Source organism: Streptomyces canus, assembly GCF_041435015.1.
Lineage (GTDB): Bacteria > Actinomycetota > Actinomycetes > Streptomycetales > Streptomycetaceae > Streptomyces > Streptomyces canus_G.
On sequence record NZ_CP107989.1, the window covers coordinates 6,032,620 to 6,055,129 of the forward strand.

Here is a 22,510-nt window from a genome sequence, read left to right on the forward strand (position 1 = left end):
GCCTTGAGCGACGTGAGTTGTTCCTGTGCCGATTCTGTCAGTACGTACGTACGCCCGGCCCCCTCCGTTCGGCCCCCGGCGCTCCCGTTCGCCTACCACTGGTAGACCGAGTACACATCCATGCACTGACCGGTGTCCGAGCCGTTGATGGCGTCCGAGTTGCCCGGCAGATCACCGGCCTTGGCCTCGGACTGCTTCGGATACGCCGTCCCGGTACGCCAGTCGGCGCCCACGACGAGGGTGACCCCGGAGACATCGGTCGACTTCTTCACCGAACTCATGGGGATTCCGAGGGACTTGGCGATGCGCTGGGCGTCGCCCTCCAGGTCGGCGCTCGGGTAGCGCACGACCGTCCGGTCCTCGGAGAGGCCCGCCGTCGCGTCCTTGGACGCCTGCAAGAAACCTTTCCTCACGAGCTCCTCGGCGATCGTGCCGGCGCGTCCGCCCGCCGGGCCGCGGGTGGAGGTCGCCGTCGCGTTCTGCACCAGGACGCCGATCTCGTCGTCCGGCGCGGAAGGGGTTTTGGTGGCCGCGACGGTCTTCTTCCCCTCCGACGCCTTGCCCTTGTTGTCGAGGGGCACGTCGTCGCGGAGCATCTCCCAGAGCTTGTCGGCGTTCGCGCCGTCGGGTACGACGTGGTCCTTGTTCTTCGGGTCCTGGACGTTCGGCATCGTCACCGAGGTGATGCGGTCCGTCGGCACCGACTTGAGCTGCATGCCCAGGTCGTAGAGCTTCTTGACCGAGCCGATCTCCTCGGACACCTTGAGGGACTTCGTGGCCGCCTCGGCGAGGCCCATCAGCCGCGGGGTGTCGGTGAAGACGTTCTGCCCCTTCAGCGTCCGGATCATCGAGTTCAGATACATGTGCTGGGCCCTGGCCCGCATCAGGTCGCTGCCCCAGGCGTGCCGGGTGCGCAGCCATTGCAGGGCCTGCTCGTCCTCGACCTTGTGCGTGCCCGCCGTCATCTTCAGCCCGGAGCCGCCGGGCACGTCGGCCGTCGGGCGGTCCCACACGTTCTGCTTCACACAGACGGAGACACCGCCGATGGCGTCCGCCATCCTCACCACGCCCGAGAAGTCGATCGTCATCCAGTGGTCGATGTAGACCCCGGTGAGGTTCTGCCAGGTGGCGAGCGTGCAGCCGGCGCCACCGCGCGCCAGGGACGTGTTGATGATGTCGGTGGTCGGCGGGTACTTCTCCCCGGTGTCCGGGTCCGTGCACTTGGGGATGTCGACCCGGGTGTCGCGCGGGATGCTCACCATCGCGGCGCTCTTGCGGTCCGCCGACAGGTGGATGAGCATCTGCACATCGCCCAGTGGCGGGTTGCCGCGGTTGTCCCTGCTGCCGCCGAGCTTCACGTTCTCGTCGGAGTTGCGGCTGTCCGAGCCGATCAGCAGGATGTTCAACGGCGTCTGCCCGGCCGCGTTGGCCTCGGCTTTTTGCGCCTTGGAGTCGCCGCTGCTGCGCTCTCCCTTGCGGATGTTGCCGTTCAGATGCTGGTAGTAGAGGTATCCCGCACCGGCGCTGCCAAGTATCAGCACGGCGAGCGTGGTCGCCGACCATCTGAGCACCCGGTGCTTGCGCTGGGCCCTGGCCCGCCGCCGCCCGTGCCGCCCGGGTCCGCCCGGACCGGGCCCCTCGGCGGGCCGTACATCCGGCCGCGCCCCCTCCTCGTGCACACTGCTGTGCCCCATCCCCTGTCTCCCCACCCTCACGCTCACCCAGAACGAACGAAAAGACCTGCCCTACGACTGGTTAGACGCACGACAGGCCTCTTAGGTCACCGCGGAGCCGGCGAACAACTCCCCGTCTGCGCCGCGGCGTCCGGCACGCACGCTCGCGGCGTTCCCGAAACGCCCACGTGGCTCCTGCACGAGGACGCGCCGGTGCCTTGCGATCGCACGCACCGGACGCCGCGGCGCGGGGCCCTTCGGGCGGACTACGGGGGGTTGTTCACCAGGCTCTCACTTGGCGCACTCGACCTTGTCGGCCGTGGACTGCTGCACCCCCTCGGGTGCCTTCGTCGCCGTGGTGAAGGACGCCCCGGCGCCCTTGAAGTCCTTGCCGAGGGTGAGGGTCATGGTGGGCAGGCCCTGGGAGTTGGTCACGCTCTTGCCGGGCTTCAGCTGGGCCCCGGACAGGCCCAGGATGGCCGCCAGCCTGCGCGCCTGGTCGGCCTGGTCGGGGGCGTACTCCAGCGTGGTCTTGCTCAGCGCCGCGTCCGCGTTGCCCGCGTTCTCCGACTTCAGTACGCCCTCTTCGTTCTGCAGGTACTCCAGCTCGGCCTGCGCGCTGCCCGCCACCGCACCGCCGTTGAGGATGCGCACCCGCACCTCGGACGCGGCCGACTTGGTGCCCTTGAGCCGGGCCGCCTCCTCGGCCGCCTCGGCGCTCTTGGACGCGCCGGCCTTCTTCTTGACCTCGGTGAACGACACATCGTTCTTGATCATGTCGAAGACGGTGGGAGCGGTCGCGTCGTTGAGGACGACCGTCGCCTTCACCTTCTCCGTCGGGTTGTCGACGACCGGGACCGTGGTGAACGTCAGGTTCTTCACGTTCAGCTTGCCCAGCTCCAGACCGAGGTCCTTCAGCTTGCCGATGCTGTCGAGGTTGGAGTCGACGGTCAGCGCCTTGGTGCCCGCCTCCGCCAACTTGATCATCTTCGTCGGATTGGTGAGTGTGTCGTTCGACTTCAGCTTGCGCATCAGCGCGCTCAGGAACTGCTGCTGCAGCCCGATCCGGCTCAGGTCCCCGCCGAAGCCGACCGAGTGCCGGGTACGCACGAAGGCGAGGGCCTGCTCGCCCGAGATGGTGTGCTTGCCCTTCGACAGCTTGAGCTTCGAGTCCTCGTCGTCGATGTCCTTGGCCAGACAGACCTCGACCCCGCCGACCGCCGTGGTCAGCGTCTTGACCGCGTTGAAGTCGGCCACCATGAAGTTGTCGGCCTGGATCCCGGTGAGTTCGGTGACGGTCCGCACGGTGCAGCTGGCGGTGCGTTCGTCCTGGCCCAGGCTCGTGTTGAAGCGCACGTCGTCCGTGCCCTGGATGACCTTGGTGGTGCCGTCCGACAGCGTGGTCTCGCAGTCGGGGACGTCCACGATCAGGTCGCGCGGGATGCTCAGCGCGGTCGCGTTCGTACGGTCCTTGGAGACGTGCAGCAGGATCGTGGTGTCCGCGTGCCCGACGCTGTCCTTGTCGCCGTAGCTCCCGTTGCCCGCGCCGGTGCGCTTGTCGGTGCCGATCAGCAGGATGTTGATCGCCTTGTCCGACTGGAAGCCGCCGGTGCTGGCACCGTCGTCGGAGACGGAGCTGATGTTGCCGTTCAGGTGCCGGATGTAGAGATAGCCGCCGCCCGCCGCCGCGACCAGCACGAACGCCATCGTGCCGCCGGTCCACAGCAGGGCCTTCTTCGCCTTCGACGTCTGTTTGACCGGTCGGCGCCCACGGCGCCCCGGCAGCGGCTCCTCGGGCGGCGCGCCCCGCCGCCTGCGCGGCGGCGGCACCGCACGGCCCGGCGCCACGGGACTGGCCGTACGACCGGCGGGTGCGCCCGCCCTGTTCGGGGAGGGCGCGGATCTACGGGGACCGGGAATACCCGACTGCGGTGCGGAAGGGGTCAGTCGCAGTTCGTATTCACCGGTGTGCGGGTTGAGTACCCACTGGTCTGCGGGGTCGATGTCGCCCGCCCGCCCACGGCCTTGTGCGTCCACGGTTGCTGAATCCTCCGTCGGCCGGATGCACCGGAGCGCTCACACTAGCCGCCCGATTCGCCGACAGGTTACGACGGTGACAAATTCCACGCCCCTACAACCGGGCAATCCGCCCATTTGCTCGGACACCGGTTCGCCGCCTTGGGAAACGCTTTACCCGCAGCTGTCCTCGGCGGCCGTGTTGCCGCGGAAGGTGGGTGCCCCGCTCTCGTTCTCAGATTCTCCATAGGGTTCTTCGTCATGAGAATGTTCTGAAAACCTCGGGGCTTTCTCCTTCACCTTCACCGGCGCATCCTTGCGCAACCGTTCGAAAAGCCGCCGGGCCTCGGGTTCCGCGAGTTGATCACGATTGGCGTCGTTGACATACGGCTCCCGCGGCACGGTAAGGAATTGCACACGCTCCGTGGGGATGTGCCGCAGGCCGCGCACGAGTTCGTACAACCCGCGCAGACTCGCCAGCTCGGGATCGGTGGTGAGCGAGGAAGTCGCCGCGTCCAGCACGGGATAGAGCTTCACCGGATTCAGCAGTACGTCATTGCTCTGCACCTTGTGGACGAGCGCCCCGAGAAAACGCTGCTGACGGTCCATCCGCTCGGTGTCGCTGCCGTCGCCGAGGGACTTGCGGGCCCGCACATAGCCGAGCGCCTCCTCGCCGTCCAGCGTCACCCGCCCCGCCGGAAGCCGCAGCTTGGCCGCCTTGTCGTTGATCGGTTCGTTCAGACAGACCGTCACTCCGTCGACGGCGTCCACCATGTCCTTGAACCCATGGAAGTCGACGACCATGTGATGGTCCACGCGAATGTTCGTGAGTTTCTCGACGGTCCGGATGGTGCAGGCCGAACCGCCCTTCTGGAAGGCGCTGTTGAACATGGTGAACGCGGGCTTGCCACGGGTCCCGTCCGCCCCCAGACAGGCCGGCACGTCCACCATCAGGTCCCGCGGCAGCGACACGGCCGTCGCGGTGCGCCGCCCGGCGGACAGATGCAGCAGGATCGTGGTGTCCGACCGCTCGGTCCCCGAGTCCCGCCCGTACCGTGCGTTCTCGTCCCCCGACCGTGAGTCGGACCCGATCAGCAGAATGTTCTGCGCGCCCTTGACGAGTGAGGTGGGCCGCTCCTTCTCGTACCGGGCGAGCTCCGCGGCGGCCGCGTCGTCCGGGGTGATGTTCCCGTCGAGCTTGGCGTAGAGGGCCCATGCGGCGCCGGCGGTGGCTGCGGCGGCCACGGCGACGGCGAGTCCGGCACCGCGCAGCCACCGCCGCCGCCGGCGGCGTATGAGCCCTTCACCGCCGGCCGACGCCCCAAGGCCGGGTCCGAGGGCGCGAGCTCTGTCGGTCACGAGTCGGCCCACCCCTCATGGCGTACGAATCTGTACTTACGACCATGACGCGGACCGGTTCCCGGGGGCGGCCGGTACTGCTCCACTCGGGTGACCGCACGCGGCGCGCGACCCTCCGGTCATCGACGAACAGCCGTGACCCGCTCACTCTCGATCCGCTGGGCGAGCCCCTCCTCGCCCAACCGCTCCAGATGACGGCACAGCACCACGGACCCCCCGGTGGCGAGCGCCCCGTACAACCCGGCGTTCAACCCGTCCCACGTGTCGTACGGCAGCCCCGACAACACGCGGTCCCCCGTCCCCTCGGCCCGAGCCCGCTCGACGAGCTCCGCCGCGCTGAACTCCCGCCCCGCCACGATCAACGCGGGTTCGTCAGGGTCCACCGGAGCGAACGGAACGAACCGGTCCCCCTGTCCCGGCACCTCCACGGCATAGTCCACGAAGCCGTCCGGCGTCTGCGGGAAGCGCCCGCCCAGCGGCCGCAGGGCCAACGCGACCCGCTCCCCGGAACACGCCCGCGCCGCCTCCAGCGTGTCCGGACCGCTCACGACCACGTCGGCCGCGGCCGGATCACCGCCGACGTCCGCGACCACTCCCACCGACGCGCAGGCCAGCAGCCACACCGCCGTCTGCCAGTGCGCGGGCAGCAGCAGCGTCACCCGGTCACCGGGCGCGGCGGCGAGGTCGCCCTGGAGGAGGTTCGAGGTCTTGGCCACCCAATTGGCGAAGGTGGCCACGGACAATTCGACACGTTCGCCCGTGGCGTCGTCGTAGAAGGTCACCAGGGGGCGTGCGGGGTCCGCGGCGAGCGCGGAACGCAGCAGGTCGGCAGGGGTGCGATCGGTGGCGTTCATCCGCAGAAGCGTACGCGGGCACGCGGCCGGACACCCTCGAGCGGGGCCACCGGTTCGGCGCAACAGCACCCGACGGTCCGTCAGTTTCCCGATGGACAGATTTATATGACTATGTCCAGGATCGGGAGCATGCGTGGACTACTTGCTTCCTCGGTCGGCGTCACCTGCGCGGCCGCCCTCGCCCTGTCCCTCACCTCGCCCGCGGTCGCGGCGAGACCGGTGTCCCCGGCTGCCGTGAGACCGGCGTCGGGCGCGGAAGCCCCCGGCAGCACCCAGTCGCTGCCCCTGGCGCCCCTCGCCTCCCGCGACTTCACCCTCGCCCCGGCCGACGAACAGGGCCTGCCCCGCCGGGACGTACGGCACTTCTCCCTCGCCGGCGTGATCTGGGACGACCCCGACATCGAGCTGCACGGCCGCGTCCAGATCCGCACCCGTGCGGTCGGCACCGACACCTGGTCCGGCTGGCAGGACCTGGAGGCCCACAACGACGACACCGCCGACCCCGGCGCGGCCGAGCGCATCTCCGGCCGCGTCCACGGCGCCACGGCACCGCTGTGGGTGGGCGACTCGGACGGCGTGGAGGTGAGGGTCCGGGCCGAAGCCGACCGCAGCGCCGAGGACACGGCCCGCGGCTCCCGTACGGTGGCCACGACCGCTCCTCTCCCGAAGGGGCTGCGTCTGGAACTGGTGGACCCGGGGGAGAGCGCACCGGCGTCCGCCCGGCAGGAAGCCGCGGCGGCGGGCGACCCCCACCGCGCCGTCGCACCTCGCTCCGACCCCACCCCCGAACCGGCCGAAGATCCCGCCACGATGGACACGTCGGCCCCCACCGCCGAACCACCCGAAGATGCCGCCGCGATGGACGCGTCCGCCGCCAACGCCGGTCTGGCCGGTGCCGGTGCCATCGAGATCCCGGCGCTGAACCGGCAGCAGACCGAACAGGAGCTGTTCGCCCTGCGCGCGGGGGAGTTGACGGAGCGGCAGCGGGCGAAGCCGTACATCGGAGCGCGCCCGCGCATCGTGACCCGGCGCGGCTGGGGCGCCGACGAGGGGCTGCGTGAGCGGAGGTTCGTCTACACGAAGAAGGTCAAGGCGGCCTTCGTGCACCACACGGCGTCCGGCAACGGGTACCGCTGTTCGCAGGTGCCCTCGCTCATTCGCGGTATCTACCGCTACCACGTCAAGAGCATGGGCTGGCGTGACATCGGCTACAACTTCCTCGTCGACAAGTGCGGAAACATCTACGAGGGCCGGGCGGGCGGCGTGGCGAGGCCGGTCCTCGGCGCCCACACCCTTGGCTTCAACACCAACAGCATGGGGATCGCCGTCGTCGGCAGCTACGGTTCCAAGAAGCCGCCCGCCGCCGCGACGACCGCCGTCGCACGGCTCGCCGCGTGGAAGCTCGGCCTGTACGGCGCGAACCCGAAGGGGAAGACGTATCTGAAGTCGGGCGGTGGCAACCGCTATCCGAAGGGTAAGAAGGTACGACTGAACGTGATCTCCGGCCACCGGGACGGCTTCGCCACGGAGTGCCCCGGACGGCAGCTCTACCGCAAACTCGGATCCACCCGCACAACAGCTGCCCGTCTCCAAGGTCGTTGACGGTCGCTGAGGGCCGAGGAGAGTTCGTACCACCCGTTTCACCGCCGTCGGGGGGCAGGCGCGAATGCCGCACGGCCACCGAAGGTGCCGCACAACGGTCTGCATACACTGGCCGGTCGCAAGACAGTTCGGGCCGGTCCCGGCAGGAAGCGGAGACAACAGGTGACAGAAGCGATCCTCCTGGTCGGCGGCAAGGGCACGAGACTGCGCCCCCTCACGGTCCACACCCCCAAGCCCATGGTCCGCGCGGCAGGCGTCCCCTTCCTCACCCACCAGCTGGCCAGAGCGAGAGCGGCGGGCGTCGACCACATCGTCCTCGCCACGAGCTACCTCGCGGAGGTCTTCGAGCCGCACTTCGGCGACGGCTCCTCCCTGGGGCTTCACCTCGAGTACGTCACCGAGGTGGAGCCCCTCGGCACGGGCGGCGCGATCCGCAACGTGGCCGACCGTCTGCACTCCGCCCCCGACGAGCCGGTCCTGGTCTTCAACGGCGACATCCTGACGGGCCTGGACATCAGGGCGCTGGTGCGCACGCACGAGACGACGGGCGCGGACGTCTCCCTGCATCTCACGAAGGTGACGGACCCGCGGGCCTACGGACTGGTCCCCACGGACGAGACGGGCAGGGTCCTGGCGTTCCTGGAGAAGCCCCAGACCCCGGAGGAGATCGTCACCGACCAGATCAACGCGGGGGCGTACGTCTTCCGCCGCTCGGTCATCGACACGATCCCGCGGGGCCGCCCGGTCTCGGTGGAACGCGAGACCTTCCCCGAACTCCTGTCGGCCGGAGCCCACCTCCAGGGCATGGTGGACTCGAGGTACTGGCTGGACCTCGGCACCCCCGCCGCCTTCGTCCGCGGCTCGGCCGACCTGGTCCTGGGCCGGGCCCCGTCCCCCGCGGTGCCCGGCCGCTGCGGCGACCGCCTGATACTTCCCACGGCCAGGGTCGCCCCGGACGCGAAACTGACCGACGGCACGGTGGTCGGCGAGGGCGCGTACATCGCGGAAGGCGCCAGGGTCTCCGGCTCGACGATCCTTCCGGGCGCGGTGGTGGAACCGGGTGCCGTCATCACCGACTCCCTGATCGGCACCAGGGCCCGCGTGGGCGAACGCTCCATCCTCACCGGCACGGTCATCGGCGACGGCGCGGTCATCGGCGCCGACAACGAACTGCGCGACGGCGCGCGCGTCTGGTGCGACGCGAAGATCCCGGCGGGAGCGGTCCGCTTCTCGTCGGACCGGTGAGGAGAGGTTCCCGCTCAGCCCGTCCGGCGTTCGAGGACACAGGGGGCGGAGCCCCCTGTGCGTGCGGCAGCCCCTGGGGACGGGACGGGTAGGGGCGGCGGGGGAGACAACCGCGACGGCAACCCCACCCGCCGCACCGTCACAACCGCCCGATATCCCCCCGAGTCATCCGCGGCGCCCGCCGCCCCGGAACCCGCCCACTCAACAAAATCAACCGAGCCGCGCGATGCCGCTGCCCCGCATACGGCTCCAGCAGCGACAACATCGCCGCATCATCCGCATCCCGATCCCCCGCCAGCGCGAACCCCACGATCCCCGGCAGATGCAGATCCCCCACGGTCACCGCATCCGCCGCCCCATGACTCCGCTGCACCACCTCCGCGGACGTCCACGGCCCCACCCCCGGCACGACCTCCAACCGAGCCTGCGCCGCCGCCGGAGACATCCCCACCGCCTCCTCCAGCCGCGCAGCCACCCGCACGGCCCGCAGGATCGTCGAGGCCCGCTTGTTGTCCACCCCGGCCCGATGCCACTCCCACGAAGGAATCAACGCCCAGGTCCGGGGCGACGGCATCACCCACAACCGCCCACCCGCCGCAGGCCCGGGCGCCGGCTCCCCGAACTTCCGCACCAGCAACCGCCACGCCCGATACGCCTCATCGGTCGTGACCTTCTGCTCCAGCACGGACGGAATCAGCGACTCCAGCACCAGCCCGGTCCGCGTCAGCCGCAGCGCCGGCCGCCGATGCCAGGAATGAGCCACCACGCGATGCCGGGGCACGAAGACCGAAGGATCGTCCGCGGCCCCGAGCAACTCCGGCAACCGCGAGAGCAGCCACTCCCCCCCGGGCCCCCACGCCTCGCCGCGCACCTCACCGCCGTACACGCACACCCGCAGGGTCCCGGGACCGACAGGCGTACGACTGGCCCGCCACACCGACCCGTCCGGAAGAGCCCGGAACGTGGGGTCCCCGGGCCCCCGCCTGAGCGCCCCGAGCACCAGCCCGAGATCGACGGGCCACCCCGGCGCCCACTTCCGCACCAGCGGAGCCTCGACCCGCGGCGTCTCCCGCCGCGCGGCGGGCACGACGACCTCCCCACCGCGCACGGTCGTACGCGTGGGCCGGGGAGCGAAGCGTCCTGCCACGAATGAAGTCCTGGGATAGGAGAGGAACCGGGACCTGGGGTACGAGAGGAACCGGAAGAAGCCCTACGAGACTAGGCGCAAGCCGAGGCCCACCACCGCACCTCGACGATACGGGCGCACATCACCGCACCTCGATGAAGCTCCCGGCATCCCGATCCGGCCGGGGCCGAGGCTCCTCCGCCGGATGCCCCACCGCGACGGCCCCCATCGGATCCCAGTCCTCCGGCAGCCCCAGCACCTCCCGGACCACATCGCGGCAGAACATGGTGGACGACACCCACGCCGACCCCAGCCGCTCGCCGGCCAGCGCGACGAGGAAGTTCTGCACCCCGGCCCCCGTGGCGACGACGAACATCTCCCGCTCGGCCGCGTCCCGCCGCCCATCGCCGTACGTGTGCGACCCGTCCATCACCAGACAGGGCACGACGAGATACGGCGCGTTCCGCAGCACGTCCCCGCGCCGCACCCGCTTGGCTATCGACTCCTCGGACTTCCCGTCCCGCCGCAGATCGGCGATCCAGGCGTCCCGCATGGCGTCCAGCAGCCCGGTCCGCGAGGCCTCGGACTCCAGCAGCACGAACCGCCACGGCGTCGTGTGGTGCGGTGCGGGCGCGGTGACGGCCGCGGCGACGGCCCGTCGTACGGCTCCGGGGTCGACGGGCTCGTCCGTGAAGGCCCGTACGGTACGGCGCTGGGTGACCGCCTCCCGGACGGCCTCCGAGGTTCCCAGCCGGAACATGTCGTCGCGCGCGTGACGCACCATGGCCCTCGCCCCCTCCCCGTGCTCCTCGGCCACGATGTGCGCCAGCCCGCGCACGACGGCGACGGGGAGACCGGCGGCCTTGCCCTTGACGAGATCACCGGCGGCGGCCAGTTCGTCGGCCGTCGCCACGACGGTCGCGCTGAGCGGATTGCCGTACGCGTCCGTGCCGCCCCGCAGATCGTCCAGCACCCGCACCCCGGCTGCCCCGATCGCGACATCGGTGAGCCCGGCGCGCCAGGGCCGTCCGAAGGTGTCGGTGACGACGATCCCGACGTCGACCCCGAGGGCGTCCCGCAGCCCGTCCCGGATCGCCCGCGCCGACGCGTCCGGGTCCTCGGGCAGCAACAGCACGGTCCCCGAAGGGGTGTTGGAGGCGTCGACCCCGGCGGCGGCCATCACGAGCCCCTGCCGGTTCTCGACGATCCTGAGCGCCCCGCGCCGCGCCACGACCCGTACGGTCTCGGCGTCGATCGCGGCCTCCCGGTCGCTCGCCTCGACGACCCGCCCCTCCGCCTTGGACACGATCTTCGAGGTGACGAGCAGCACGTCCCCGTCGACGAGCCCCGGCTCGGCGCCGGCGATCAGCTTGGCGAGGTCGTCCCCCCGCGCGACCTCGGGCATACCGGAGACGGCCCACACACGGAAACCGTCCCCCGCGATGTCCTTCACGGACTCGTGTCCGGACGACGTCGCCGTGCCATCTGCCGTTGTGTGTCCGAACGGGGCGGTGGCGCCATCTGCCCTTCCCTGTCCGGACGGGCTCGCTGTGCTGCCCGCCGTCCCGTGACTGGACCCGTCCGCTGTGCTGCCCGCCGTCCCGTGACCGGAGGAGTTCGCTGTGCTGCCCGCCGTCCCGTGACCGGACCCGTCCGCCGTGCTGCCCACCGGCCCACGACCGGACCCGGTCACCGCGCCCCCCGCATCCCGGGGCCTGCCGCTCGCGGCCGCGTCGTCGTTCACCGCGCAGCCGCCTGCGGCTTGCGCGTCACCCCGGCTCCCGGCCACCGCTCCCGATGCTTCCGCCGGGCCCCGTGCCTCGTCCGACACCTCGCCGCTCAAGCTCCGCGCACCTCCTCCGCCAGCTCCAGCGCCTCCTGGGCCATCCGCGCGGTCGCGTCCAGGTCGGTCATCATCAGCGGCACGGCCCGGCAGCGGATGCCGGCCGACTCGATCCGCTCGACCGCTCCGACGTCCACGGTGTCGACGAGCCAGCCGTCCAGCAGCCCCGAGCCGTAGTGCTCGGCGACCGCCGCGGCCGTGGACTCGACGCCGACCGCCGCCAGCACCTTGTCGGCCATGCCGCGCACGGGCGCGTCCCCGACGATGGGGGACAGGCCCACCACCGGCACCCCGGCTTCGGCGATCGCCTCGCGGATGCCGGGCACGGCAAGGATCGTGCCGACGGACACCACCGGGTTGGACGGCGGGAACAGCACCACGTCCGCCTCCGCGATCGCCTCCAGCACTCCCGGTGCCGGCTTGGTCTGCTCCGCGCCCACCGGCACGACCGCGTGGGCCGGGACGGACGCCCGCAGCCGCACCCAGTACTCCTGGAAGTGAACGGCCTTGCGCTCGCCGTCGACCTCCACGGCCACATGCGTCTCGACCCGGTCGTCGGTCATCGGGATCAGCCGCACCCCCGGCTTCCACCGGTCGCACAGTGCCTCGGTCACCGCGCTCAGCGGATACCCCGCACCGATCATCTGCGTCCGCACGATGTGCGTGGCGAAGTCCCGGTCGCCGAGCCCGAACCACTCGGGTCCGACGCCGTACGCCGCGAGTTCCTCCTTGAGGTGGAAGGTCTCGTCGGCCCGCCCCCAGCCCTGCTCCTCGTTGATACCGCCGCCGAGCGTGTACATCACCGTGTCGAGGTCCGGGCAGACCTTCAGCCCGAAGAGGTGGATGTCGTCCCCGGTGTTACCGATGACCGTGATGTCCGCGTCCTGCGCGGCCTGCTTCAGACCGCGCAGGAACCGGGCACCGCCGATGCCTCCTGCCAGAACCACAATGCGCATGGGAGCAAGTCTTACAGGCGGGTACGACAACGCGTCATGCGGTTACGACGTCCACCTCGTCGTGAGTCTCGCGGGCGGTGCACGCGGTGTGCATCGGCATCTCGGTCAGCCCCGGGTAGTAGACGTGCAGACTCACCGCCGGCTCCAGCGCGTCGTTGACGACTTCGTGCACGTACCCCGGCGCGAACACCCGCTGTGCCACCGCTCCCAGCGCGCGCGTTCCCCGTTCGGTGCGCTCGGTCAGCGTGCCCTCCAGGACGGTGAGGACCCCGGAGGAGCGGCCGTGGTCGTGCAGCCCGCTGCCCTGACCGGGGACCCAGGACAGCAGCCACACCTCGTAGCCGGGTCCGGTACGCAGCCGGTGGTACCAGCGGCTCGTCGCGTCGTACTGGACGAGGTGCGCCCACTGCGAGCGGTCGGCGGCGATGGAGCGTGCCAGGCCGACGAAGTCGGCGACGGTGGCCGGGTGCTCGCGAGGGGCCTGGAGGAGGTGCGGGACCTCGAGGAGGTCGCCGGCGATCTGGAGGTCGTTGTCGCTGTTCATGGGATGCGATGGGTCCTCGGCGAAGAGTGTGGGGGCTGGCTGGGTGTCGCGTACCGCCCGCCCGGGTCACGGGAAGACAGGAATGCCCGGGTGCGGGCGGGGAACAAGCAGCCGAGTCACGGTGGACTCAGGAGCAGCCGGAGCGCGTTGGGCTCAACAGCTGGAACAGCAACAACAGCTACAGCGAGCGCGGGCAGCACCGTGGGACCCGGCCGTGCGGGTCGAGGTGAGTGCCAAGTTCGCGAGCATGCCCACAAGGACAGCGGGTCACACGTTCACTGTCAACTCGACACCCCGGAAGTGGGACATGTTTCACCTCATCCGGTCCATCTCCCTGATGAAAGGTTTGTTCACACGCCTACCGGGACACATGGCGCACAACCGGGCGCACGGGCCGCGACGTCGCACGACTTCCACGGGTGCACACGGAACGAGTTCGAACTGATGGGCGTCCTTCCCCGTACAGGTCCGAAAGGGCCGGCACGGCTCGGCAGCCCTCTCGGGCCTCGTCTGCTTGTCAAGGTTTATGCCGATTTGAACACTTTCTGCAAGGCCTTGGTTCCGCAGAGTGAATAAGGGGCTCAATAGCAGATCTCGGCTTGACTCGCCCGGAGCAGCACACTTGTAATTTCACTCGTGTCGTTCAGCCGAAATCGGTAACGGCCGTCACACGGGGACGCGAAGACAGACGAGGGGCGCACATGACCGAGCTGGTGCAGCAACTGCTGGTCGACGACGCGGACGAGGAACTCGGCTGGCAGGAGCGCGCGCTGTGCGCCCAGACCGACCCCGAGTCCTTCTTTCCCGAGAAGGGCGGCTCCACCCGCGAGGCCAAGAAGGTCTGCCTCTCCTGCGAGGTCCGCTCCGAGTGCCTGGAATACGCCCTCGCCAACGACGAGCGCTTCGGCATCTGGGGCGGCCTGTCGGAACGCGAACGCCGCAGGCTGAAGAAGGCCGCCGTCTGAAGCGAGGTACGCATCGCCGCACTTTTCGTACGCGACCGAACGGCCCGTCGCACGGGGGTTATCCACAGGCGGCGGGCCGCCGTCTTGCCCAGCCGATAGTGTGGGCGCTCGTCCGAGACGCCTCGCCGCCCCCTCAGGGCACAGGCGCCCACCGCAGTCCACCGAACCGGGGCCCGTACCTCGATGTCCGTGCACAGCCACACGGCAGCCCAAGATCACGCTGCCACTCCTGAGTTCCCGCGTCATGTGGTGACCGCGGTGCTCGTCTCCCACGACGGCGCCCGCTGGCTGCCCGACGCGCTCGCCGGGCTGCTCGGCCAGGAGCGCCCCGTGCAGTTCGCCATGGCCGCCGACACCGGCAGCGCGGACGACTCCGCGCAGCTGGTCACCGACGCCCTCGGGGCAGACCGGGTCCTGCACCTCGCCCGGCGCACCGGCTTCGGCCAGGCCGTCGAGGAGGCCGCCCGCACCGCTCCCGTCCTGACCCCGGACGAGCTGCCGTACCTGAAGCGGCCCAGCGGCTGGGACCCGGTCACGCGCACGTGGCGCGACGACGCCTACGACCTGCCGGAGCTGCCGCACGGCGAGCCGGTCCAGTGGCTCTGGCTGCTGCACGACGACTGCGCCCCCGATCCCGACGCCCTGGCCCAGCTGCTGCGCGTCGTGGAGAACGAACTGGAGCTCGGCCGGGACGACGTCGCCGTCGTGGGCCCCAAGCTCCGCGGCTGGTACGACAAGCGGCAGCTGCTCGAGGTCGGCGTCTCCATCGCCCACTCCGGCCGCCGCTGGACGGGCCTGGACCGCCGCGAACAGGACCAGGGCCAGCACGACCACGTCCGGTCCGTGCTGTCCGTGTCCACCGCGGGCATGCTGATCCGCCGCGACCTCTTCGAGCAGCTCGGCGGCTTCGACCGGCGCCTGCCCCTCATGCGTGACGACGTCGACCTGTGCTGGCGCGCCCAGGCCGCCGGTCACCGCGTCCTCATCGCCCCCGAAGCCGTCGTACGTCATGCCGAGGCGGCCTCCCGGGAGCGCCGTGCCGTCGACTGCGCGGGCCGCACCACCGCGTCCCCGCACAAGGTCGACAAGGCCGGAGCCGTTTACACCCTGCTCGTCAACACGCGTACGGCCGCGCTGCCCTGGGTGCTCGTGCGCCTGGTCCTGGGCACCCTGCTGCGGACCGTCGCCTACCTCGTCGGCAAGGTGCCCGGACAGGCCCTCGACGAGATCCGCGGCCTCCTCGGCACCCTGCTGCGGCCCGAGCGGATCATCGCCGGGCGGAGCAAGCGGGGCACGCCGGTCGTCGACAAGGACGAGCTCAGGCAGCTGTTCCCGCCACCCGGCGCGACCGTCCGGGCCACCGTGGAACAGGTCGCGGGCAATTTCTTCGGCGGCTCAGACGCCGAGGCCTCCGCGGCCGGACGCCATGGCGGCGGCATCGAGTCCGGGCCCGGCGGCGACGACGCGGACTTCCTGGAGATCGAGCAGTTCGCCCGCCTCAAGCGCGTCGCCCGCAAGCCGGGACCGGTGCTCTTCCTGGCGCTGCTGCTCGTCGCCCTGGTCGCCTGCCGCAACCTTCTGGGCGGCGGCGCGCTCGCGGGCGGCGCCCTGCTGCCCGCCCCGGCGGGCGCGAGCGAGCTGTGGTCGCGCTACACGGACGCCTGGCACGCGGTGGGTGCCGGTGGCACCCCGTCCGCGCCGCCGTATCTGGCGGTCATCGCCGCGCTGTCCTCCGTACTGTTCGGCTCGACCGGTCTCGCACTGACGGTCCTGCTGGTCTGCTCGGTGCCGCTGGCCGGCTTCACGGCCTACTTCGCCTCCCGCCCGCTCGTCGAGTCCCGCCTCCTGCGCGCATGGGCGGCCGTCGTCTACGCCTTCCTGCCCGCCGCCACCGGCGCCCTCGCCGGCGGCCGCGTCGGCACCGCCGTCCTCGCCGTCCTGCTGCCGCTCATCGCGCGCGCGGGCGTCGTGGCCGGCGGCCTGACGAACACCACGGGTACGCGCGGCAGTTGGCGCGCCACCTGGGCGTTCGCGCTCCTGCTCACGATCACCACCGCGTTCACGCCGATCATCTGGCCGATCGCGCTGATCCTCGGCATCGGCCTGCTGGTCGTGCGCCGCACCGACATCACCGCCTACGGCCTGCGCTTCCTGGCCCAGTTCGGCACCCCCCTGCTGGTCCTCGCCCCCTGGTCGCTGACGCTGCTCCCGTTCGGCTTCTTCGACCAGGCGGGCCTCGAGTACGGCTCCTCGGCCGCCTCCGCCCTCGACCTGCTCGGCGCGAGCCCCGGCGGCCCCGGCACGGTCGACGGGCTGATGCTCATCGGCGTGGTGCTGGCAGCCCTGGCCGCCCTGCTGCGCACCAACCGGCAGTTCGGCATCTGGACGGCCTGGGCGGTGGCCCTGGTGGGCCTCGTCTTCGCGGTCCTGTCCAACGACTCGACCTGGGCGGGCCCCGCCACCCTCGTCTACGGCCTCGCCCTGCTGGCCGCCGCCGTGATGGGCGCCGACGGGGCACGCGCACGCGTGGCCGAGCAGAGCTTCGGCTGGCGCCAGCCGGTCGCCGCCCTGATCGCCTTCGCCTCCGCCGCGGGCCCGCTGCTCGTCGCCGCGGGCTGGATGATCGGCGGCGCCGACGGACCGCTGGAGCGCCGCGACCCCGTCCAGGTGCCCGCGTTCGTCGCCGAGGAGAGCGGCACCCGCGACCAGGCCCGCACCCTCGTCCTCGACAGCGACTCCGCGGCGCACGTCGGCTACATGCTGGTGCGCGGCTCCGGCGCCCGCCTCGGCGACGCCGAACTCGCCGCGGCCGACGGCGAGAACGACAAGCTGGACAAGGTCGTAGCCAACCTCGTCGCCGGCTCCGGCGCCGACCAGGCGAACCAGCTCGGCGGCTTCGCCGTGCGCTACGTCCTCGTCCACAAGGGCGCGCCCCGCGAGGTCACGCGCGTGCTGGACGCCACGCCCGGCCTGACCCGGCTCAGCCAGCAGGACGGCAGCGGACTGTGGCGGGTCGACCAGGAGGTCGCGCGCGCCACCATCGTCGCCAAGTCCGGATCCGGTACCGCGCAGCCGGTGGCCGCGGGCCCCGTGGACATCCACACCACGGTCCCGTCCGGCGCCGACGGCAGGGTCCTGCGCCTCGCCGACACGGCCGACGAGGGCTGGACCGCCACCCTGGACGGCAGGCCGCTGACCCGCACCACCGTCGACGGCTGGGCCCAGGGCTTCGAACTGCCCGCCTCCGGCGGCGAGCTGGACGTCACCTTCGACGATCCGTTCACCCACACCCTGTGGCTGTGGATCCAGGGCTTCCTCGCCGTCGTCCTCGTGGTCATGGCCCTGCCCGGCCGCCGCCGCGACGTCGACGACGACCTCCCCGAGGAGCCGTCGATCCCCGCCCAGGCCGTGGCGGGCGAGGGCCGTCGCGCCCGTCGCCTGCGCGCCCAGGCCGAGGAGGCCGCGCGCCCGGACGACGTCCCCCCTCCTCCGCAGGAGGCCCCCGCCGCGGTCCCGCAGCAGCAGTCCTACGGCGACTGGGACGCCCAGACCTACGCGAACGCCGAGTACGGCACCTACGGCGGCGAGCAGTACCAGGGCACCGCCCAGCAGTACCCGGCGGGCGGCTACGACCAGCAGCCGTATCAGGCGGACCCCTACCAGGGCGGCCAGTACGACCCGTACGCCTACGGCGGCCAGAACCAGCAGGCGTCGTACGACCAGACGTACGGCGGCCAGTACGAGCAGCAGTACGACCAGGGCTACGACCCCGCGTACGACCCGGCGCAGCAGCACCCGGACGACACCGGCAGTGAGCGCCCCGACGGGAGTCAGCAGTGAACCGCACCACCGTGTCCCTCATCGCCGGCGCCGCCGCGCTCGCCGCCGTCACCGGGTTCGCCACGCTCAGCTCACCGCAGGCCGCCGGCACCGCCAGGACGGCCGCAGAGCTGCCCGTGGAGCGCACCAGCCTGCTGTGCCCGGCGCCCAGCACCTCCGACATCGCGGAGACGTCGTACACGTCCTTCACGCCCGTCACCAAGGACGCGGAAAGCGGCGGCAAGGCCGAACTCCAGGCGGCCGCCGAGGAGTCGGACGGCAAGAGCGCGGGCAAGAAGGCCGGCAAGCCGGTCCTCGAACCCGAGGAGCCCGGCAAGCCCGCCACCGGGGAGACCTCCGGCGGTGACGCGCGGGCCCTCGTCGGCACCGCCGAGGGGAAGTTCGCGCCCGGCTGGACCGTCCAGGAGACCACGAAGGTCGCCGCGGGCTCCGGACGCGGGCTGCAGGGCGTCAACTGCTCCGCGCCCGACACCGAGTTCTGGTTCCCGGGCGCGAGCACGGCCGCCGACCGCACCGACTACGTCCATCTGACCAACCCCGACGACTCCGCCGCCGTCGTCGACATCGAGCTCTACGGCAAGGACGGCGCCCTGGACTCCACGCTGGGGGAGGGCATCACCGTCGCGCCGCACTCCAGCGACCCGATCCTGCTGTCCACGCTCACCGAGGAGAAGCAGGAGAACCTCACCGTCCATGTGAACGTCCGCAGCGGGCGCGTGGGCGCGGCCGTGCAGGCGCTGGACGACAAGCTCGGCGGCGACTGGCTGGCCGCGTCGGCGGACCCGTCCGGCAGCCTGGTGCTGCCCGGTATCCCGAAGGACGCCACCGCCGTGCGCCTGGTCGCCTTCACGCCCGGTGACTCCGACGCCGACCTGAAGGTGCAGCTCGCGTCCCCCTCCGGCCTGATCACCCCCGCCGGGAACGAGACGCTGCACGTGAAGGGCGGCATGACCGCCTCCGCCGACCTCGGAGACGTCACACGCGGAGAGGCCGGTTCGCTGGTCCTGACCCCCACCGACGCATCCGTGCCGGTGGTCGCAGCCCTGCGGGTCGTCCGCGGCAAGGGCGACGACCAGGAGACGGCCTTCATCCCGGCCACGCGTCCGGTCGGCACGCGCGCGACGGTCGCCGACAACAGCGCCAAGGGCACCACGCTCTCGCTGACCGCCCCCACCCGGGCGGCCACCATCAAGGTCACGGCCTCGGCGGGCAGCAAGGGCGGTGAGGCCGTCTCGAAGACGTTCACCCTCAAGGCGGGCACCACCGAGAACGTGGAAGCCCCCACCCCGACCGGCCTCAAGGGCACGTACGCCCTCACGGTCGAGCATGTCTCAGGAGGCCCGGTCTACGGCGCCCGCACCTTGGCGGCCACCGCCGACGGAGTGCCGGGCTTCACCGTCCAGGCCCTCCCGGACGACCGGGGCATGGTGGCGGTGCCGGAGGCGGACCAGGACCTGTCGGTACTGCAGAAGTAGCCCGGGGTGATCCGCGGGCGGTTCAGTCCTCGCCGTACCGCGGATCCACCGTCTCCGGAGTGAGCCCCAGCAGCTCGGCCACCTGCTCCACGACGATCTCGTGCACCAGCGCCGCCCGCTCGTCGCGCCCCTTGGTGCGGATCTCCACCGGCCGCCGGTAGACGACCACGCGCGCGGGGCGTCCCTCACGCGCCGGAATCGTCCCGCCGAGCGGCACCGCCTCGTCGTTCCAGGACTGTCCGTCCAGCCGAGGCACCTCCAGGACCAGGAAGTCGATGTCGGCGAGCTGTGGCCAGCGCCGCTCCAGGCGCTCCACGGAGTCCTGCACCAGGTCCGCGAACGCCTCTGCTCGACTCGCGGCGAGAGGTACCTGCGGCGGGGCGATCGGGCCGCGCATGCCTCGGCCGTGGCGATCACGGCGTCGGGGCCCGGGGCCGGTGGCGCGGGGCGGTACGGGGTTGTCCATCACTGGTGAAGGGTAATCCTCGCCGCACCCCCGCGCCCGCCGCCCACGCGGTACCCCGGACGCGTCCGAAACGACGTACGGCCTGCTCGTACGGCATGTCGGCAGTTGACCATTCCAGCCAAGGTTGGGCTCGATTCCGTATCTCTCCGAGACCGTCGATATCAAGGCAATTGACATGGCTTGTGCCAACTGGTGATCGGTTTCAGGTGTGTTCGGCCCCTCGAAAGCGGGTGTCCGTGCAGGTCATCGCGGTGTGACGAGAGTGCCGTGTGGGGCGTTTCACAGCACGACACGGTGGGGTGACCTGGGGGAGAGTCGTCGCGGCCCGTTCAAGAGTGCGGTACCGTCCAACCTCGTGAGCCCTGTACGTCGCTGTTCGCGCACCGCTTGCGGCCGTCCCGCCGTCGCGACGCTGACGTACGTCTACGCCGACTCGACCGCGGTCCTCGGCCCGCTCGCCACCTACGCCGAACCCCACTGCTACGACCTGTGCGCCGAGCACTCCGAGCGCCTCACCGCCCCGCGCGGCTGGGAGGTCGTCAGGCTCCTCGACGCCTCGGCCCCGGCCCGGCCCAGTGGGGACGACCTGGAAGCGCTTGCCAACGCCGTGCGCGAAGCGGCCCGTCCGCAGGAGCGCGCCGCCGGAGCCGGCGGCGGAGCTCGCGCGGCCGACCCGATGGAGGTCGCGCGCCGCGGCCATCTGCGGGTCCTGCGCTCTCCCGACAACTGACCCGTCGTCTGGGCGTGTTCGGCGCGCATCCCGCTCGGTGACGCACACCCATTGACGTGAACTTGGCGCGGACACGACCATTCCGTAAGTCGAAGTGAGAAATCGCTTTCCGCATGACGGAATCGGGGAGGCGCCCGTGTACGTCCAGGAACTCGAACCCGTCGCCGACTCGCTCGGGCTGTCCGCCCTCGTCGCGGCCCTGCCCCTGGTGATCGTCCTCGTCCTGCTCGGCGGCGTCCGCATGAAAGCGCACCTGGCCGGCCTCACCGGCCTCCTGGCGGCCGCGCTGGTCGCCTGGCTCGCCTACGGCATGCCGCTGGGCCAGACCGTATCCAGCGCCGCACAGGGCGCCGCCTTCGGGCTCTTCCCCATCCTGTGGATCGTCGTCAACGCCCTGTGGGTGTACCGGATGACCGTCCGCACGCGGCACTTCGACATCCTGCGCCGCTCCTTCGGAAGGCTGTCCGACGACCCACGCATCCAGGCCCTCGTCGTCGCCTTCTGCTTCGGCGCGCTTCTGGAAGCCCTCGCCGGGTTCGGCGCACCGGTCGCGATCTGCTCGGTCATGCTCGTCGCCCTCGGCTTCGACCCGGTGCGCGCGGCGGTTGTCGCGCTGGTCGCCAACACCGCCCCGGTGGCCTTCGGCGCGATGGGCACACCGGTCGTGACACTCGCGCAGGTCACCGGGCTGCCGTTGCACGACGTGGCGTCCGTGGTGGGCCGTCAGACGCCTTTGCTGGCCCTCGTGGTGCCCCTGGTGCTGGTCTTCCTGGTCGACGGCAAACGGGGCCTGCGCGAGACCTGGGTGCCCGCACTGGTCTGCGGACTCGCCTTCGCCGTCGCCCAGTTCGCGGCCTCCAACTACGTCTCCGCGCAACTCGCCGACATCGGGGCCGCCTTGGCCGGCGCGGGTGCCCTGGTCGCCGTACCGCACGCGCGCGTACCGGCCGACGAGTCCGTACGCGCGTCCGTGCTGACCGGCGCGCGCAGCGAGGACCTCGACGAGACGGACCCGCGCGGTCAAGTCCTGCGCGCCTACGCCCCGTACGCGCTGATCGTCGTGATCTTCTCCGTCGCGCAGATCCCGGCCGTCAAGGACTGGTCGGCGAAGGTGACCCGGACGTACGACTGGCCCTTCCTCAACGTCGTGAATCCGGACGGGGATCCGGTCGGCGGCAACGTCTTCACCTGGCCGATCGTCTCCACCGGCGGCACCCTCGTGCTGCTCGCGGGGATCCTGACGGCCCTCGTGCTGGGCGTGCACGCGCGCGTGGCGGTCCGCGAATGGGCTGCGACCGTCCATGAGTTGCGGTTCGCGATCCTGACCGTGACGTCCGTGCTGGCGCTCGCGTATGTCATGAACCTCTCCGGACAGGCCGCCACCATCGGCCACTTCGTGGCGGCGGCGGGCGCCGGACTGGCCTTCCTGTCGCCGGTCCTGGGCTGGTTCGGAGTGGCCGTCTCCGGTTCGGACACCTCGGCCAACGCGCTGTTCGGGGCGTTGCAGGTGACCGCCGCGCGGGAGTCCGGGCTCTCCCCGGAGCTGCTGGCCGCCGCCAACAGCTCGGGCGGGGTGCTCGGCAAGATGATCTCGCCACAGAACCTCACCATCGCCTGCGCGGCCGTCGGGCTCGCGGGACGTGAGGGGGACCTGCTGCGCAAGGTGCTGCCCTGGAGCCTCGGACTGCTCCTGGTGATGTGCCTGATCGTGGTCGGGCAGAGCTCACCGGTGCTGGGCTGGATGCTGCCCTGACCTCGTCGAGGCCGTCTGACCTCAGGTAACGGCTCGGAGTCCCCTCAGCTTCCGCACCACCCA

General features: G+C 71.3%; 16 protein-coding genes. 7 read left to right on the plus strand and 9 right to left on the minus strand.

Annotated features, from left to right (window positions below; all coding sequences use genetic code 11):
- Window positions 1-92: 92 nt before the first annotated feature.
- From OG841_RS27670 to OG841_RS27685, 4 genes are all read right to left on the minus strand, one after another.
- A complete protein-coding gene (locus OG841_RS27670) occupies window positions 93-1,694 on the minus strand; it encodes an LCP family protein (protein ID WP_328639029.1) in 1,602 nt (533 codons plus the stop codon).
- A gap of 270 nt (window positions 1,695-1,964) precedes the next feature.
- Window positions 1,965-3,710, minus strand: coding sequence for an LCP family protein (locus tag OG841_RS27675; protein ID WP_328639028.1), 1,746 nt, complete (start codon window positions 3,708-3,710; stop codon window positions 1,965-1,967).
- A gap of 153 nt (window positions 3,711-3,863) precedes the next feature.
- The gene (locus tag OG841_RS27680; RefSeq protein ID WP_328639027.1) at window positions 3,864-5,048 is read right to left on the minus strand and encodes an LCP family protein; all 1,185 of its coding nucleotides are present in this window, start codon (window positions 5,046-5,048) and stop codon (window positions 3,864-3,866) included.
- 119 nt (window positions 5,049-5,167) lie between these two features.
- Complete coding sequence (locus OG841_RS27685) at window positions 5,168-5,902, minus strand: TIGR03089 family protein (RefSeq protein ID WP_328639026.1); 735 nt, start codon at window positions 5,900-5,902, stop codon at window positions 5,168-5,170.
- Between the two features lie 129 nt (window positions 5,903-6,031).
- On the opposite strand from OG841_RS27685, the gene OG841_RS27690 reads away from it, so the two are divergent.
- Both OG841_RS27690 and OG841_RS27695 read left to right on the plus strand, forming a co-directional pair.
- Window positions 6,032-7,504: a peptidoglycan recognition protein family protein gene (locus OG841_RS27690; RefSeq protein ID WP_371567006.1), complete on the plus strand. Its 1,473-nt coding sequence runs from the start codon at window positions 6,032-6,034 to the stop codon at window positions 7,502-7,504.
- 162 nt (window positions 7,505-7,666) lie between these two features.
- Complete coding sequence (locus OG841_RS27695) at window positions 7,667-8,749, plus strand: sugar phosphate nucleotidyltransferase (protein WP_371567007.1); 1,083 nt, start codon at window positions 7,667-7,669, stop codon at window positions 8,747-8,749.
- 139 nt (window positions 8,750-8,888) lie between these two features.
- On the opposite strand, the gene OG841_RS27700 is transcribed toward OG841_RS27695, so the two are convergent.
- The 4 genes from OG841_RS27700 to OG841_RS27715 all read right to left on the minus strand — a co-directional run bounded on the left by OG841_RS27700 (window position 8,889) and on the right by OG841_RS27715 (window position 13,218).
- On the minus strand, window positions 8,889-9,896 hold the full coding sequence (locus tag OG841_RS27700) for a DNA-3-methyladenine glycosylase family protein (protein ID WP_371567008.1): 1,008 nt from the start codon (window positions 9,894-9,896) through the stop codon (window positions 8,889-8,891).
- Between the two features lie 121 nt (window positions 9,897-10,017).
- Entirely contained in the window at window positions 10,018-11,328 is a 1,311-nt protein-coding gene (locus OG841_RS27705) for a coenzyme F420-0:L-glutamate ligase (RefSeq protein WP_371567009.1), read from the minus strand.
- A 386-nt stretch (window positions 11,329-11,714) separates the two neighbouring features.
- On the minus strand, window positions 11,715-12,674 hold the full coding sequence (gene cofD, locus OG841_RS27710) for a 2-phospho-L-lactate transferase (protein ID WP_371567011.1): 960 nt from the start codon (window positions 12,672-12,674) through the stop codon (window positions 11,715-11,717).
- 34 nt (window positions 12,675-12,708) lie between these two features.
- Entirely contained in the window at window positions 12,709-13,218 is a 510-nt protein-coding gene (locus OG841_RS27715; protein WP_371567013.1) for a cysteine dioxygenase, read from the minus strand.
- Between the two features lie 701 nt (window positions 13,219-13,919).
- On the opposite strand from OG841_RS27715, the gene OG841_RS27720 reads away from it, so the two are divergent.
- From OG841_RS27720 to OG841_RS27730, 3 genes are all read left to right on the plus strand, one after another.
- Window positions 13,920-14,183: a WhiB family transcriptional regulator gene (locus OG841_RS27720; RefSeq protein WP_003990679.1), complete on the plus strand. Its 264-nt coding sequence runs from the start codon at window positions 13,920-13,922 to the stop codon at window positions 14,181-14,183.
- 183 nt (window positions 14,184-14,366) lie between these two features.
- On the plus strand, window positions 14,367-18,023 hold the full coding sequence (locus tag OG841_RS27725; RefSeq protein ID WP_371567014.1) for a glycosyltransferase family 2 protein: 3,657 nt from the start codon (window positions 14,367-14,369) through the stop codon (window positions 18,021-18,023).
- On the plus strand, window positions 18,020-19,498 hold the full coding sequence (locus OG841_RS27730) for a DUF5719 family protein (protein ID WP_328639019.1): 1,479 nt from the start codon (window positions 18,020-18,022) through the stop codon (window positions 19,496-19,498). The genes OG841_RS27725 and OG841_RS27730 overlap by 4 nt, the downstream gene beginning before the upstream one ends.
- Window positions 19,499-19,520: 22 nt before the next feature.
- Here the strand turns inward: OG841_RS27730 and OG841_RS27735 are convergent, their stop codons facing one another.
- The gene (locus OG841_RS27735) at window positions 19,521-19,964 is read right to left on the minus strand and encodes a metallopeptidase family protein (RefSeq protein WP_088245448.1); all 444 of its coding nucleotides are present in this window, start codon (window positions 19,962-19,964) and stop codon (window positions 19,521-19,523) included.
- 304 nt (window positions 19,965-20,268) lie between these two features.
- On the opposite strand from OG841_RS27735, the gene OG841_RS27740 reads away from it, so the two are divergent.
- Entirely contained in the window at window positions 20,269-20,694 is a 426-nt protein-coding gene (locus OG841_RS27740) for a DUF3499 domain-containing protein (protein ID WP_328643554.1), read from the plus strand.
- 136 nt (window positions 20,695-20,830) lie between these two features.
- A complete protein-coding gene (locus tag OG841_RS27745; RefSeq protein ID WP_365118628.1) occupies window positions 20,831-22,447 on the plus strand; it encodes an L-lactate permease in 1,617 nt (538 codons plus the stop codon).
- Window positions 22,448-22,510: the final 63 nt, after the last annotated feature.